This is a genomic window from Gordonia sp. AC31 (assembly GCF_031844505.1).
GTDB lineage: Bacteria > Actinomycetota > Actinomycetes > Mycobacteriales > Mycobacteriaceae > Gordonia > Gordonia hongkongensis.
Genome location: NZ_JAUZVK010000006.1, coordinates 183,818 through 199,516, shown reverse-complemented (window position 1 = coordinate 199,516; position 15,699 = coordinate 183,818). Strand labels below are relative to the sequence as shown.

The window sequence follows — 15,699 nt, the reverse complement described above, 5'->3', positions numbered from 1 at the left end:
CGCCCCGCCGGGCCACGAATCCCGCTCACCAGCGATGCGCGCGCCCTTGCTCGGCGTACCAGTTGATCAGCGCGTAGTCGTCGACCGCCTTGGGGTCGATGTTGACCTCGGAACGGCCCGCCAGAATCGCGGTGACCGGAACCTCGAGCTTCTTTCCGGTCCGGGTGTGTGGAATCCCGGGGGCCTCGATGACCTCGTCGGGCACATGGCGTTTGGAGAGGCGGTCGCGGACCGCGCCCGCGATCCGGCCGATCAGCGCGTCGTCGAGCGTCGCGCCGGGGACCAGGGTGACGAACAGCGGCATCCAGTAGGCGCCGTCCGGTCCGTCGACACCGAGCACGAAGGCCTCGGCGATCTCGTCGAGCGCTTCGACGACCTCGTAGATGTCGGCCGATCCCATCCGGATCCCGTGGCGGTTCAACGTCGCGTCGCTGCGGCCGTGGATCACGAGCGACCCACGTTCGGTCACCGTCACCCAGTCGCCGTGCCGCCAGACCGGTTTCTCCGGATTCGACGCACCGCCCTCCCATTCGTGGGCGAAATAAGCCGCGCGGTAGCGCGCACCGTCGGGATCGTCCCAGAAGCTCACGGGCATCGACGGCATCGGCGCGGTGACGACGAGTTCACCCACCTCCCCCACCAGCGGGCGGGCGTCGGGCGACCAACTCTCCAGTGCCACACCGAGGTAGCGCACCGACAGCTCCCCCGGGACGACCGGTACACCGGTGGAGCCGCCGGCGAACGCGGACACGATGTCGGTGCCGCCGCTGATCGACGAGATGGGCAGTCCGGACCCGACGTGGTCGTCGACCCAGGTGAAAAGATCTGCGGCGAGCGATGATCCGGTACTCCCGAGAGTGCGCAACCGACCGAGGTCGTGCCGGCGGCCCGGTTCCAGACCCGCCTTCCGCGAGGCCTGCAGCTGACCGGGACTCGTGCCGAAGTAGGTGACGTGCTCGTCGTCGACGACCTGCCACAGGCGGTCGGCGTCGGGGTACAGGGGCGAACCGCTGTAACAGACGATCCGCGAACCGCAGAGAAGTCCGGCGACCTGATAGTTCCACATCATCCAGCTGAGCGCGGTCTGCCAGAAGAACACGTCGTCTGCGGACAGATCGCCGTGCAGGGCACCGGCTTTCAGGTGCTCCAGCAGGACTCCCCCGTGTCCGTGCACGATGCCTTTGGGGCGTCCGGTGGTGCCGGAACTGAACAGCACCCAGAGCGGATGATCGAAGGGCACCTTGACGGGGTGGAAGTCGCCGGGGTCGCGGGTGACGGCGTCGGCATAGTCGAGGGCCGACGAAGACTCCTCGGTCGCGCCGATCGTGATGTGCGCGACCAGGTCCGGCAGTAGCCCGGCGAGCTCGGCGCTGTCGGCGCGCTTGTCGACGACATTGCCGTTGTAGCGATATCCGGCGGCGGTGAACAGGACCTTGGGTGCGAGTTGGCCGAGTCGGCCGGCTGCCCCCTGCGGGGCATAGTCCTGGCCACATCCGGACCAGATCGCGCCCAGGGATGCGGTGGCCAGGAAGGCAATGACGGCCTCGGGGATGTCGGGGAGGTAGGCGGCCACCACGTCCCCCGACCCCACTCCGCGCGCACGCAGGGTCGCGGCCAGGCCCGCGACCTGCGCCGGCAGTTCCGCCCACGCGATCTCGGAACGGTCACCGGCCTCGTCGATGCCCACGATCGCGGCGCCGGGCAGGGCGGCGTGCCGCAGGATCTGATCGACGTAGTTCAGCCGGATCCCGGGGAACCAGACCGCACCGGGCATCCGGTCGTCGGCGAGCACCGCCTCGTCCCCGGGCCCGAGCGGTTCCGCGGCGAGGGCGTCGAGGTCGAAGAATTCCCAGACGGCACGCCAGAACCGGGACGGGTGTTCCACCGACCACGCCCACAGATCGCCGTAATCGTCTGTGTCGGTCTCGAACCGCCCGGTCTCGAAACGCTCGGCGACGAAGCGGCCGAACCGGTCCATCTGGGTGCTCGTGACCCGCTCCGCAGTCCTCGACGTGCTCATCGCAACTGCTCGAGGATCGAGACCGCCTCGTCGCGCATCGCCACCTTGCGGACCTTCCCGGTGACGGTCATCGGGAACTCCTCGACCACATGGACGTACCGCGGGATCTTGTGTCGAGCGATCTTGCCGGTCGCGAACTCGCGCAGGTCGTCGGCGGTGAATTCGGTTGCGGTGTCGCGCAACCGGACCCAGGCCATCAGCTCCTCGCCGTATTTCACGTCGGGCACCCCGATCACCTGGGCGTCGAGAATGTCGGGATGGGTGTAGAGGAACTCCTCGATCTCGCGCGGGTAGATGTTCTCCCCGCCGCGGATCACCATGTCCTTGATGCGCCCGGTGATCCGGACATAACCGTTCTCGTCCATGTCGGCGAGGTCGCCGGTGTGCATCCAGCCGTCGGCGTCGATGGCCTCGGCCGTCTTCTCCGGGTCGTTCCAGTATCCGGTCATCACCGAGTAACCGCGCGTACACAACTCGCCCGTCTCGCCGCGCGCCGAGGTCTCCCCGGTTCCGGGATCGACGACCTTGATCTCCAGGTGCGGGCCGACCCGCCCGACGGTGGTCACACGCAACTCGAGGGGATCGTCGACCCGCGTCTGCGTCGACACCGGCGACGTCTCGGTCATGCCGTAACAGATCGACACCTCACGCATGTGCATGCGGTCGACGACCTGCCGCATGACGTACTCGGGGCACGGCGACCCCGCCATGATGCCGGTGCGCAGGCTCGACAGGTCGATGTCGAGCCCGTCGTCGAGCAGGCCGAGTTCGGCGATGAACATGGTGGGCACGCCGTAGAGGCTGGTGCAGCGGTACTCCGCGACCGCCTCGAGGGTGGCCCGCGGGTCGAAGGCCGGCGCCGGAATCACCATCGCCGCACCGTGACTCGTCGCCGCAAGGTTACCCATCACCATGCCGAAGCAGTGGTAGAAGGGCACGGGGAGACAGATCCGGTCGTCGGCGGTGTAGTTCAGCAGTTCGCCGACGAGATACCCGTTGTTCCCGATGTTCCGGTGCGACAGCGTCGCACCCTTCGGGAAACCCGTTGTACCCGAGGTGTACTGGATGTTGATCGGGTCGTCGGGTGAGAGCGACGCAGCGATCTCGTCGACGCGTGTGAGCTCGTCGGCGCTCGGCTCGACACACAGCGCATCCCAGCCGGGGGATTCGAACAGGACCACTTCGCGCAGCTCCGGGCACTGTGGCCGGGCCTGGTCGAGCATCGTCGAATAGGCCGAGTCCTTGAAACTCTCGGCGGCCAGGACGACGCTCGTCCCGGACTGCTGCAGCGCGTACTCGATCTCGTTCTGCCGGTACGCGGGATTGAGATTGACCAGCACGGCGCCGATCTCGGCCGCGGCGTACTGGGTCAACACCCATTCGAACCGGTTCGGCGACCACAGCCCGACACGGTCGCCGACCGACACGCCGAGTCGTAGCAGTCCGGCCGCGAGCGCGCGTACGTCACGGTGGAACTCGGTGTATCGCCATTCCCGCCGTGCGGCGGCGTCGATCAACGCGGTTCGCTCGCCGTGGTCCGCGACGGTTCGGGCCAGGGTGGCTCCGATGGTCTCGGTGAGCAGTGCCGGTGTCTCCTCACCGCGCGTGTGTGCAGGCTTCGGGTGCGCCTCGGTGCTCATGTTCTCGCTCCGGTCTGTTCTCGGGGGGTGGATGCCCGGATGGTCGGGGGCTTCGTCAGTTCTCGGGGGCGGGATCGGTACGCGTACCGCTCACACGGGACAGGACGACCTCCGCCTGGCGCAGGACCGGCCCGTCGATCATCTGACCGTCGAGGCTGAATACCCCGCCCGCGTGTTCGGCCGCACCGTCGAGGACCTTGCGCGCCCACTCGACCGCCTCGTCCGACGGGCGGTAACCGTTCCGGATGTGATCGACCTGGGACGGATGGATGCACGCGGTCGCGGTGTAACCCAGGGCCACCGCGTCGCGGACCTCGGCGACGAGTCCGTCGACGTCGGAGATGTCGAGGTGCACCGAGTCGACGGCGAACTTCCCGTACGCGGCGGCCGCGATGCGGACCATCGACCGGACCCAACTCGCGACGTCCCGGTACTCACCCGGCCGGGCTTCACCCGGACCGAACCGGCTCGACGTGCCGCCGAGGCCCGCGACGAGATCCTCTGCCCCCCACATCAGTCCGATGCAGTTGGAGGTGGCGGCGATGTCGCGGGCGCGGGTCGCGCCGAGCGGCGTCTCGATCAGTGCGATCGTCTGGAACGCGGTGTCCAGGATCGAGGACACGTCCTCGGCCTTGGCCTGCATCACCACCCGGTAGTTCGTCTCCGAGACGGCGGCGAGATCGCGCCGGTAGTCGCCGGTACCGGCCGGGTTGATCCGCACGATGGTGCGGTCCGGATCGACCGGATTGGCGACGAGAGCCTCCCGGGCTGCGGCGCGGTTCGTCGGCGACACCGCGTCCTCGAGGTCGAGGATGACGACGTCGGCCCGGTCGAGGGCCTTCTGGTATCGCTCGGGACGGTCCGCCGGGCAGAACAACATCGCCGGCCCGGGCGGCAGCCACGCGTTGGTGAGCTGCCCCGACAGTCCGGAACCCGCGACCGGGCCGCCGGGTGGGTCCTCGAAGAACATCGTCGTCACTCCGTCCGTTGCCTGCGCACCAGCGTTGCTCGTGCGGCGCGGGCGACGACCTCGCCGTGCTGGTTGCGTCCGATGTGGGTCAAGTTCACCACGCCCTCACCCGGACGCGACCGCGATTCGCGTTTACCGGTGCACTCGGTCTCCGCGTACAGGGTGTCGCCGGCGAACAACGGCGCCGGGAAGGCGACCTCGCTGAAGCCCAGGTTCGCCACCAGGGTGCCCTGGGTGAGTTGGGAGACCGACAATCCCACGATCGTCGACAGGGTGAACATGGAGTTGATCAGGCGTTGCCCGCCGAAACCCGGCTGCTCGGCCGACCAGGCGGCGTCGAGGTGGAGCGCCTGCGTGTTCATGGTCAGCGTCGTGAACAGCACGTTGTCGGCCTCGGTGACAGTGCGTCCGGGCCGATGTTCGTAGATGGTGCCCTCCTCGAACTCCTCGAACCACAACCCGCGCTGTACGATTCGACGCCCGCCGGTGGTGTCGCTCATGCGAACCCCAGCTCGCGCGCGATCAGCATGAGCTGCACCTCGGTCGTGCCCTCACCGATCTCGAGGATCTTCGAATCGCGGTAGTGCCGGGCGACGGGATATTCGTTCATGAAGCCGTACCCGCCGTGGATCTGCGTGGCCATCCGGGCGTTGTCCATCGCCGCCTCACTGGCGATCATCTTGGCGATCGACGCCTCCTTCTTGAAGGGCTTGCCCGCCAACATCTTCGCCGCCGCGTCGTAGTAGGCGGTCCGTGCGACGTGGGCGCGCGCCTCCATCCGGGCGATCGCGAAGGACACCGACTGGTACTCACCGATCGCCTTGCCGAAGGATTGTCGCTCCTTGGCGTACTTCACGCTCTCGTCGACGCACCCCTGGGCGACGCCGGTGGCGAGGGCTGCGATGGCGATCCGCCCCTCGTCGAGGATGGACAGGAAGTTGGCGTATCCGCGGCCGCGGACACCGAGCAGGTTCTCCTTGGGAACGCGTACGTCGGTGAAGGTCAGCGGATGGGTATCCGAGGCATTCCACCCGACCTTGTTGTACGCCGGCTCGGCGGTGAAACCCGGCGTGCCGGACGGCACGATGATCGTGGAGATCTCCTTCTTGCCGTTCTCCTTCACCCCGGTCACCGCGGTCACCGTCACCAGTGAGGTGATGTCGGTCCCCGAGTTGGTGATGAACTGCTTGCCGCCGTTGATGATCCACGAGTCACCGTCGTCCCGGGCCGTGGTCGCGGTGGCCCCGGCATCCGAACCCGCCCCGGGTTCGGTCAACCCGAAGCCGGCGAGCGCCGTGCCCGCGGTGAGTTCGGGGAGGTACTGCTCTTTCTGCTCCTCGCTGCCGAATCGATAGATGGGCATGGCGCCCAGACTCACCCCGGCCTCGAGGGTGATGGCGACGGACTGGTCGACCTTGCCGAGTTCCTCCAGCGCGAGCGACAGGGCGAAGTAGTCGCCGCCCATGCCGCCGTACTTCTCGTCGAAGGGAAGCCCGAACAGTCCCATCTTGCCCATCTGGGCGACGACGTCATACGGAAAGCTGTGCTCGGCATCGTGTTTCGCGGCCACCGGCGCCACCACGGTCTGCGCGAAGTCGCGGACCGTCGCGATGAGGTCGGTGTACTCCTGGGTGAGTTCCATGTGAGTCCTTCTACTGGGAGTCGACAGTTGATTCGGGTGCGGTGACGACGGCGAGGATCTGTCCCGCGTCGACCTTGTCCCCCACCTTCACGGAGATGTCGACGGTGCCGTCCACCGGCGCGGTGAGTGCATGTTCCATCTTCATCGCCTCGACGACGACGATCGACTGGCCGGCGGAGACGTCGGCCCCGATCTCGGCGGCGACGGCGACCACGGTGCCCGGCATCGGGCTGGTGATCTCGCCGGCGTGCTCGTCGGCGGCCTCGTCGAGCAGGGGCTTCGCGAGTTCGAGGACCCAGGTGCCCGACGGCCCTCCCACCCACCAGCTCTCTCCGACGCGAACACTCGACCACGACTGCGTCACCCCGTCGACGACCAGGCGGTCCGAACCGCGCCCGTCACCGGGTTGCGCCGGCTGGTAGACCACGTGCCCGGTCCACGACGCCTCGGCGTCGTCGTCGAAGGTGACGGTGGCGGTTCCCGAGACGGACCATTCGTCGGCGGCATCGACCTGGATGGCCACCGTCGAATGTCGTCCGCCGGCGACGAGGCGGGTGCGGACCGGAGCGGATCGACCGACCCGCCATCCGACCGCCGAGGACCAGATGTCGTCGGCATCGCGAGCGCCGATCCGCGCCAGACCCACGAGCACCTGTGCCTCGGGAATGGGCTCCGGCGCAGCGTAATCGGTGACGAGGCGGTCCAACAGTTCGGTGTCGAGGTCGGCGTCCACGACCGCCTGCTGACGCAGGACGAAGCGGCAGAAGTCGATGTTGGTGACCACGCCCAGCACGCGCGTGTGGGCCAATGCCTGGTCGAGACGTTCGAGCGCCTCCTCCCGGTCGGCACCGTAGGCGATGATCTTCGCGAGCATCGGGTCGTAGTCACTGCCGACGCGCAATCCGTCGAGCATGGCCGAGTCGACGCGGATGCCGCCACCGGCCGAGGTGTCGGGATGGACGAGATGCTCGATCGTCCCGCCGGTCGGCAGGAAACCGCGGGCCGGGTCCTCGGCGTACACGCGTGCCTCGATCGCGTGGCCGCTGAGGGTGATCGTGTCCTGCGTCAGACCCAGGACTTCTCCGCGGGCGACGCGGATCTGTTGTTCCACGAGGTCGACTCCGGTGACGAGCTCGGTCACCGGGTGCTCGACCTGCAGGCGGGTGTTCATCTCCATGAAGAAGAACTCGTCGGGCCGGTGCGCCGACACGATGAACTCGACCGTGCCCGCCCCGGTGTAGCCGACACTGCGCGCGGCATCGCACGCGGCCTCACCGATGCGAGCACGGGTCTCGGCGTCGAGCAGCGCCGACGGTGCCTCCTCGATCACCTTCTGGTGCCGCCGCTGCAATGAGCACTCGCGCTCGCCGAGGTGGATGACGTTCCCGTGCTGATCCGCGAGGACCTGCACCTCGATGTGGCGCGGGGTGTCGACGAAATGCTCGAGGAACAGCGCGTCGTCGCCGAACGCGGCGGCGGCCTCGCGGCGGGCCCGCTCCAGCGCGGCCGGCAGCTCCGACGCCTCGGCCACGCGATGCATCCCCTTGCCACCGCCACCCGCACTGGGCTTGATGAGAACCGGGAACCCGATGTCGGGTGCCGCGGCGATGAGGTCGTCGTCGGTCAGGCCGGGGCGCGACAGACCCGGCACCACCGGCACGTCGCGAGCGGTGACGGCGGCCCGGGCCGTGATCTTGTCTCCCATCGTCGCGATCGCCTCCGCGGGCGGCCCGATGAAGACGATGCCCGCCTCCGCCAGAGCGGCCGCGAACTTCTGGTTCTCCGAGAGGAATCCGTAGCCCGGGTGGACGGCGTCGGCACCGGTCTTGCGTGCCGCGTCGACCACTTTTGCGATGTCGAGGTAGCTCTGGGCGGCGGCGGCCGGGCCGATGTGCACGGCGACGTCGGCCTCCCGGACGTGGCGCGCCTGCGCGTCGGCGTCAGAATAGACTGCGATACTGCGGATTCCCATGTGGCGCAGGGTGTCGATCACCCGGCAGGCGATCTCACCACGGTTGGCCACCAGGACACTGCGGATGGGTCTGGCGCCGGGAGCGCAGCGAGCGGGCCGAATGGGTCTGGTACTCACGGTCGTGGTCCTCGGGGTCGGCGGGACGGGGCGGTGGACATCGGGTTCGGACTCGGCGACGTCGGCATCGGCGGTCACATCCGGAAGACGCCGTAGCGCGGATCGGCGAGCGGTGCGTAGCGGGCGGTCTCGAGGGCCAGGCCGAGCAGTGTCCGGGTCTGTGCCGGGTCGACGATGCCGTCGTCCCACAGCCGCGCCGTCGAGTAGTAGGCGTCCGACTGTTGTTCGAACTGTTCGCGGATCGGGGCCTTGAACGCTTCCTCGTCCTCGGTGGACCATTCCGCGCCGGATCGCTCGATCTGGTTGCGTCGCACCGTTCCGAGGGTGTCGGCGGCCTGCGGTCCGCCCATGACCGAGATGCGGGCGTTGGGCCACATCCAGAGGAATCTGGGCGAGTAGGCGCGTCCGCACATCGAGTAGTTGCCCGCTCCGAAGGAGCCGCCGACCATGACGGTGAACTTGGGCACGCGTGCGCACGCCACGGCGTTGACCATCTTGGCCCCGTTCTTGGCGATGCCGCCCTGCTCGTAGGCCTTGCCGACCATGAAGCCGGTGATGTTCTGCAGGAACAGCAACGGGATGCGGCGCTGGTCGCACAGTTCGATGAAATGAGCTCCCTTCAGCGCGGATTCGCTGAACAGGACACCGTTGTTGGCGACGATCCCCACCGGGTGACCGTGCAGGTGCGCGAACGCCGTCACCAGACTGGTGCCGTAGTTCGCCTTGAACTCGTTGTATTCTCCTCCGTCGCACAGGATTTCGATGACCGATCGGACGTCGTACGGAGTTCGCGGGTCGGTGGGCACCACGTCGTAGATGTCGGTCTGCGGCCGCACCGGCTCGCGGACCGGGATCGTCTCCCACTGTGGCGCCTCGCGGGGCCCGAGGGTCGCGACGATCTCGCGGACCTTGGCGAGCGCCTGCTGGTCGTTGTCGACGAGGTGGTCGGTGACACCGGAGACCGATGAGTGCATCGCACCACCGCCCAGGTCCTCGGCGGAGACATCTTCTCCGGTCGCCGCCTTCACCAGTGGCGGGCCCGCGAGGAAGATGGTGCCCTGATTGCGCACGATCACCGTCTCGTCGCTCATCGCCGGGACGTAGGCCCCGCCGGCGGTCGACGACCCGAGCACCGCGGCGATCTGCGGGATGCCGGCGGCGCTCATGGTCGCCTGATTGAAGAAGATCCGTCCGAAGTGATCCCGGTCGGGGAACACCTCGTCCTGCTGGAGCAGCATCGCGCCGCCCGAGTCGACGAGGTAGATGCACGGGAGCCGGTTGGCCGCCGCGATCTCCTGCGCACGCAGATGCTTCTTGACCGTGACCGGGTAGTACGTGCCGCCGGAGACCGTGGCGTCGTTGGCGACGATCATGCACTCTCGACCCGCGACGCGCCCCACGCCGGCGATGACCCCGGCGGCGGGCACCTTGCCGCCGTACATCCCGAAGGCCGCGAGCGGGGCCACCTCGATGAACGGCGACCCGACGTCGAGCAGCCCGTCGACCCGGTCCCGCGGAAGCAACTTTCCGCGAGCGACGTGGCGATCACGAGCCTTCGCGCCGCCGCCGGCGGACACCTCTCGCAGGCGTTCGTCGAGCAGGTCGAGATTGCGCTGGTGTGCGGCCCGGAAGCCGTCGATCGTGCTGGTCACCGTCGACCCTTCAGTTAGTGGCTATTAACTGAAAGTGATCGTACGCGATGAAGTGGCCCATGTCACGCCCCGGTTCATCCACCGCGTCGACATGACCTACGTGACGCGCATCACGTCTTCTCGTACTGTTGTGGCAGGCCCACCACCCCCGGGCCGACACAACCGATGCGCCGACACCCCGGAACCCCGGACCGGCCACCGCACATAGAAGGCCAGGTGACCCCATGACCCTCGCAGACGACCGCGCTCGCTCCGAGCACGTCCCGACCCCCGGCACGCCGCCCGAGACGGCAGCCACCGGGTTCTCGCTCGACGACCGCTACACCCGCGAGTCCGGCGACATCTACCTCACCGGCATCCAGGCCCTGGTACGCATGGTCCGCGACCGCGCTCGCGTCGACCGCCGTTCCGGCCTCCGGACGGCCTCGTTCATCTCCGGCTACGAGGGCTCTCCCCTCGCCGGTTACGATCTCGAACTCGCCCGACGGCACGAGCATCTCGCCCCGTACGACGTCATCCACCGGCCCGGTCTCAACGAAGAGCTCGCCGCGACCTCGGTGATGGGTTCGCAGCTCGCCGCACAGGTCATCGGCGGTGCCGAATTGACGCCGTCCGCGGACGGGCTCCCCCGCGACGGCGTCGTCGGATACTGGTACGGCAAGGCGCCCGGTCTCGATCGCGCGACGGACGCCCTGCGGCACGCGAATCTGATCGGAACCCATTCCACCGGTGGCGCGGTCGCGCTGGTCGGTGACGACCCGGGCGCGAAATCCTCGACGGTCCCGTGCGCATCGGAGATGGCGCTGGCCGACCTCTACATCCCGATCCTCTATCCGGCCGATTCCCAAGACATCTTGGATCTCGGTGTCCATGCGGCGCTCATGAGCCGCACCAGCGGGGTCTGGACCTCGCTCAAGATCTCCGCGCACGTCGCGGACGGCGCGTCGACCGCACGCGTCGACCCGGACCGCATAGTGCCCGTCTACGGCGACCTCGGGACGAGCCCCCACGTGCCCAGCGGGCGCCTACTCGGCGCCCACCTCATGGAACTCGAACAGAATCAGCTGACCACCCGGCTCCCGCGTGCGCAGGAGTACGCACGGCTCAACGGCCTCAACCGGATCGTGGTCTCGAGTCCCGACGACCGCATCGGCATCGTCGCCGCGGGAAAGACCTACCTCGATCTCCGGGAAGCACTGCGTCTGATGCGGATCGACGACGAGGATCTGCGCCGGCTCGGAATCCGCATCCTCAAGCTCGGCATGGTCTACCCGATCGAGCGAGAGATCCTGAATCGCTTCATGTTCGACACCGCCACCGGTGATCTCGACGAGGTCATCGTGGTCGAGGAGAAGCGCGACTTCATCGAGACGATGATGCGCGACATCCTGTTCCGCCACCCGCGGGCCCCGCGCATCGTGGGGAAGGTGCACGAAGACGGATCGACCTTGTTCTCCCGCTTCGGCGAACTCGACGTCGACGCGGTGACCCGAGGACTCGCCGACCGTCTCGCCCGCCACGGGGTCGACGCCGCGCGGATCTGGCTCGACCGCAAAGCCGCTCGCCGCACCCGCATCGAACTCCCGTTGGCGGTGCGCACCCCGTACTTCTGCTCCGGCTGCCCCCACAACAGTTCGACGAAGGTCGCCGAGAACACCCTGGTCGGCGCCGGCATCGGTTGTCACGCGATGGTGTTGCTGATGGATCCCCGGCAGGTCGGCGACATCGCCGGGGTCACCCAGATGGGCGGCGAGGGCGCGCAATGGATGGGCATGGCCCCGTTTGTGTCCGCGGACCACTTCGTGCAGAACATCGGCGACGGAACCTTCTCGCACTCGGGGTCGCTGGCGTTGCGGGCGGCCGTGGCGTCGGGCGCGAACATCACCTACAAGCTGCTCTACAACGGCACCGTCGCGATGACCGGCGGACAGGACCCGGTGGGCGGGATGACCCTGCCGCGGTTGACGTCACTGCTGCTCGACGAAGGTGTCAGCCGGGTCGTGGTCACCTCCGACGACCCGAAACATGTTCGTACGCTGGGACTCCCCGACACCGTCGAGGTCCGCCACCGCGATGACCTGCTCGAGGTACAGACCGAACTCGCGGGCGTCGCGGGCGTCACGGTGCTCGTGCACGATCAGCATTGCGCCGCCGAGAAGCGCCGCAAGCGCAAGCGCGGCGCCATGCCCACCCCCACTCGTCGCGTCGTGATCAACGAACGCATCTGCGAGGGGTGCGGCGACTGCGGCGAGAAGTCGAACTGCCTCTCGGTGCACCCGGTCCAGACCGAGTTCGGACGCAAGACGCGCATCGACCAGAGTTCGTGCAACCTCGACCTCTCCTGTCTCAAGGGCGACTGCCCGTCGTTCGTCACGGTCACCCCGGGCACCGACCGCATCCGCACGCGCGCAGCCGATCTGGCGGACACCGTGTTGCCGATGCCCGCGGTCCCCGCCATCCGCGACACCTTCTCCCTGCGCATCACGGGTATCGGCGGTACCGGCGTGGTGACCGTGTCCCAGGTCCTGGCCACCGCTGCCGTCCTCGACGGCCACTCGGCCCGGACCGTCGACATGACCGGGCTCGCGCAGAAGGGCGGCGCCGTGGTCAGCGACATCAAGGTGGCCCCGTATCCGCTGGAGCAGGCGGCGAAGGTGGCGTCCGAGGACTGCGACCTGTACCTCGTGTGCGATCCGCTGGTCGGCACCGACCCGGTCAACCTCAAGGTCACCGCTCCCGAGAAGACGGTCGCGATCGTCTCGACCACCCAGGTGCCGACCGGGTTGATGGTCATCGACACCTCGGTCGGGTTCCCGGCGGACTCCGCCGTCCACTCCGCGGTCGACTCCCGGGTCGCGCGGACCGTGTACCTCGATTCGGGAGCGGTGTCGACAGCCTTGTTCGGCGACGAGCAGTACGCCAACATGTTGATGGTCGGTGCTGCGTATCAAGCCGGGGCGCTGGCCATCTCGGCGGAATCCATCGAGCGGGCGATCGAGCTCAACGGCGTGGCCGTGGACGCGAACGTCCAGGCGTTCCGGCGCGGCCGGCAGGTCGTGTCCGATCCCGACTCCGTGTCTCGCACCATCGACGGACTGCACGGTCGCGGGGTCGCCGAGATCGAACCGAGCCGCCACGCCCTCGCGGTGGTCAGCGCGCTCGGGGATATCGACGCCGACCTCCGGCGCACCATCGCGATCCGGTACGACGAGCTGACCGCCCACTCCGACGAGAGATACGCGCGAACCTACCTCGACACGGTCGACCGCGTACGACGCGTCGCATCGGACGCCTCGCTCACCGCCGCCGTCGCCCGGAACCTGTTCAAGCTGATGGCCTACAAGGACGAGTACGAGGTCGCCCGGCTCACGCAGGACCCGGCGTTCGCCGCGCGCATCGCCGACGAATTCGGCGCCGACGCCGAGGTCGCGGTACGCCTCCACCCACCGACCCTACGGAGTATGGGGATGCGCGAGAAGCTGGCGCTGGGATCGTGGGCCGACACCCCGCTGAGCGCGCTCGCGAAGATGAAGCGCCTCCGGGGGACCCGCCTGGACCCGTTCGGCCGCAGCGAGATCCGTCGCACCGAACGTGCGTTGATCGTCGAGTACCGGGAGCTCGTCGACGCCGCGCTCGATGCGCTCGCGAGTGGGCGCATCGGCGCGGACCAGGTACCCGCGGTCGTCGACCTCGCGGAACTACCGGACATGGTCCGGGGTTACGAGGGGATCAAGATGGCCAACGTCGCGCGCTACCGGGAAGCAGTCGCACGGCAGCGGGAGGTGCTGGGGATCTAGGGCTGAGCACCGGTCCGTGATTCGAAACACCTGGTTACAACTGCTCCCCAATCCGAAAGAACGACCTGCCCCTGCTCCCTGAGGAGCGCCCGGAGCTTGCGGAGGGCGCGTCACGAAGGGTCTTCACAACCCGGCTCACCATGACCCTTCGTGACGCTCGCAAGCTCGCTCCTCAGGGAGCGGTTAGAAGCGCTTCGCTCACACCTCAGGGAGCAGTTAGAAGCGCTTCGCTCACACCTCTAGGCAGATAGGAGCGCTTCGCTCACACCTCTAGGCAGATAGGAGCGCTTCGCTCACACCGGCCGGCCTCAGCGTGCCCGCCGAAGACGCGCCACAGCGGTCTGGCCATCGTCGCCCGCGACGACCTCGCACTCGTAGTGCGCTCTGGTCGGCGGGGCGACCCCGACCAGGTCGTACTGGGCGGTGTTCATCTCGATCAGCAACTCGCCACCGACGGCGAGCCATCTCCGGGCGTCGGCGATCAAGGCCGTGATGTGGTCGAGGCCGTCCCGGCCGCCGAGCAGCGCGCCGCGCGGTTCGTGATCCCGCGCCTCCGGCGCCAGCAGTCCGAGCGCAGACTCGGGCACGTAGGGAGGTACTGCGGCGATCACGTCCAGACGGCCGCGTAGTGCTGCCGGTAGCGGGACGAGCCCGGCACCGAGGTGAATCCCGGTCCCGCCCGGCAGGTTTCGGCGCGCGAAGCCGAGGGCGGTGTCGTCAGCATCGACGACATGCAGTTCGACGCCGGGCACCGCGGCCGCAACACTCGCGGCGATGGGTGCGACGCCGCAGAACGCCTCGAGTACGGTCGGCGACCGGCACGCATCTGCTGCGGCGATCGCGGTGCGCGCCAACAACAGGGAACGCTGCCGCGGCACGAAGACGCCCGTGCCCACGGACAACCGCAACTCGCCGAACTGCACCCAGCCCACCAGATGCTCAATCGGCACGCCGGCCACGCGTCGGGCACAGAGCGCGTCGAGTTCGGTTGCGTTGGTGGTGTGTTCGCGAAGCACCGCGGCTTCTTCGTCGGCGAAGACACATCCCGCACGACGTAGGAGGCCGACGATCGGATCGTCGGGGCCGTCATCCCCGGTTGGGCGCGTCATCCTTCTTCAGACCGTACAAGAAGGCCGCCGCGATGAGCAGCGTCACCTGCAGGAATCCCAGGATCAGTCCGACGATCGCACCGGCGCCGAGGTCGAGGAACGGCGGCGTGATCAGTGCCGCGGCGAACAGGGCCAGCCACGCGGCGACTCCGACGACCGCGAGGAACGGCAGCGCCTTGCGATAGCTCGGAACCAGCACGAACGTCGCCGCGATGCCGACGACCCCGAGCAGGATGAAGAACTTGCCGGGGTTCAGGACGATCTCGTAGGAGAAGTACGCGGGTATGCCGCCCTGCCCTTCCTCGAAATCCGTTCCCCAACGGTTGAGTTCCTCCTCGGCACCGACCCCGACCGAGATCCACCCGAGGAAGCCCATGAAGTACGTGACCACCCCCGCGACCGCGGAGGCCAGCGCGAAGATCACCGACAGGTCCGCACGTGGTCCGCGTGCCGGCTGTCCCCAGCCGGGACCGGGAGGCGGGTACTGCGCGCCGGGGTTCCACTGCTGAGGAGGAAGACTCCCGGTGCCCGGGTGCTGGACGTGGGCCGTCTGATCCTGGTTGTCGGCGAAGCCCCCGGTCTGCGGTGGGCCCTGCGGAACGCCTGACCACTGACCGCCGGGGTGCTGGGGTTCGCCTGGATTCACGATCCGCTCCTCCTCGCTGCTGCGGGACTCGGCCCGCCGCCCTTTCGGACTGTTCTGCGCCCGCCGTCCGGCGCGCGATCATGCGCAAGACTAAGCCCTTCCCGGCCTCGTGAGCACCGGCCGGCGCAGTTTTC

General features: G+C 68.3%; 10 protein-coding genes. 1 reads left to right on the top strand and 9 read right to left on the bottom strand.

What is annotated here, in order from left to right; all coding sequences use genetic code 11:
* Positions 1 to 25 precede the first annotated feature (25 nt).
* The 7 genes from Q9R39_RS09855 to Q9R39_RS09825 form a co-directional block, all read right to left on the bottom strand.
* Positions 26 to 1,978 (bottom strand): acetoacetate--CoA ligase, encoded by a 1,953-nt coding sequence (locus Q9R39_RS09855; protein WP_396275654.1) that lies wholly within the window; start codon positions 1,976 to 1,978, stop codon positions 26 to 28.
* 38 nt (positions 1,979 to 2,016) lie between these two features.
* Entirely contained in the window at positions 2,017 to 3,660 is a 1,644-nt protein-coding gene (locus Q9R39_RS09850; RefSeq protein WP_058251529.1) for an AMP-binding protein, read from the bottom strand.
* 55 nt (positions 3,661 to 3,715) lie between these two features.
* Entirely contained in the window at positions 3,716 to 4,630 is a 915-nt protein-coding gene (locus Q9R39_RS09845; protein WP_058251675.1) for a CoA ester lyase, read from the bottom strand.
* Between the two features lie 5 nt (positions 4,631 to 4,635).
* On the bottom strand, positions 4,636 to 5,130 hold the full coding sequence (locus Q9R39_RS09840) for a MaoC family dehydratase (RefSeq protein WP_065631769.1): 495 nt from the start codon (positions 5,128 to 5,130) through the stop codon (positions 4,636 to 4,638).
* Positions 5,127 to 6,272, bottom strand: coding sequence for an acyl-CoA dehydrogenase family protein (locus Q9R39_RS09835; protein ID WP_058251531.1), 1,146 nt, complete (start codon positions 6,270 to 6,272; stop codon positions 5,127 to 5,129). The genes Q9R39_RS09840 and Q9R39_RS09835 overlap by 4 nt, the downstream gene beginning before the upstream one ends.
* A gap of 10 nt (positions 6,273 to 6,282) precedes the next feature.
* Complete coding sequence (locus tag Q9R39_RS09830) at positions 6,283 to 8,361, bottom strand: biotin carboxylase N-terminal domain-containing protein (RefSeq protein WP_311277414.1); 2,079 nt, start codon at positions 8,359 to 8,361, stop codon at positions 6,283 to 6,285.
* 74 nt (positions 8,362 to 8,435) lie between these two features.
* Positions 8,436 to 10,013 carry a carboxyl transferase domain-containing protein gene (locus Q9R39_RS09825; protein WP_211540111.1) on the bottom strand — a complete coding sequence of 526 codons (1,578 nt, stop codon included), beginning with the start codon at positions 10,011 to 10,013 and terminating at the stop codon, positions 8,436 to 8,438.
* Positions 10,014 to 10,237: 224 nt separating this feature from the next.
* On the opposite strand from Q9R39_RS09825, the gene Q9R39_RS09820 reads away from it, so the two are divergent.
* Complete coding sequence (locus Q9R39_RS09820; RefSeq protein WP_211540109.1) at positions 10,238 to 13,810, top strand: indolepyruvate ferredoxin oxidoreductase family protein; 3,573 nt, start codon at positions 10,238 to 10,240, stop codon at positions 13,808 to 13,810.
* 308 nt (positions 13,811 to 14,118) lie between these two features.
* On the opposite strand, the gene Q9R39_RS09815 is transcribed toward Q9R39_RS09820, so the two are convergent.
* Together Q9R39_RS09815 and Q9R39_RS09810 are read right to left on the bottom strand one after the other, a co-directional pair.
* A complete protein-coding gene (locus Q9R39_RS09815; protein WP_211540107.1) occupies positions 14,119 to 14,919 on the bottom strand; it encodes an SAM-dependent methyltransferase in 801 nt (266 codons plus the stop codon).
* A complete protein-coding gene (locus Q9R39_RS09810) occupies positions 14,897 to 15,565 on the bottom strand; it encodes a DUF5336 domain-containing protein (protein ID WP_068969947.1) in 669 nt (222 codons plus the stop codon). Before Q9R39_RS09810 ends, Q9R39_RS09815 begins: the two co-directional genes overlap by 23 nt.
* Between the last annotated feature and the right edge of the window lie 134 nt (positions 15,566 to 15,699).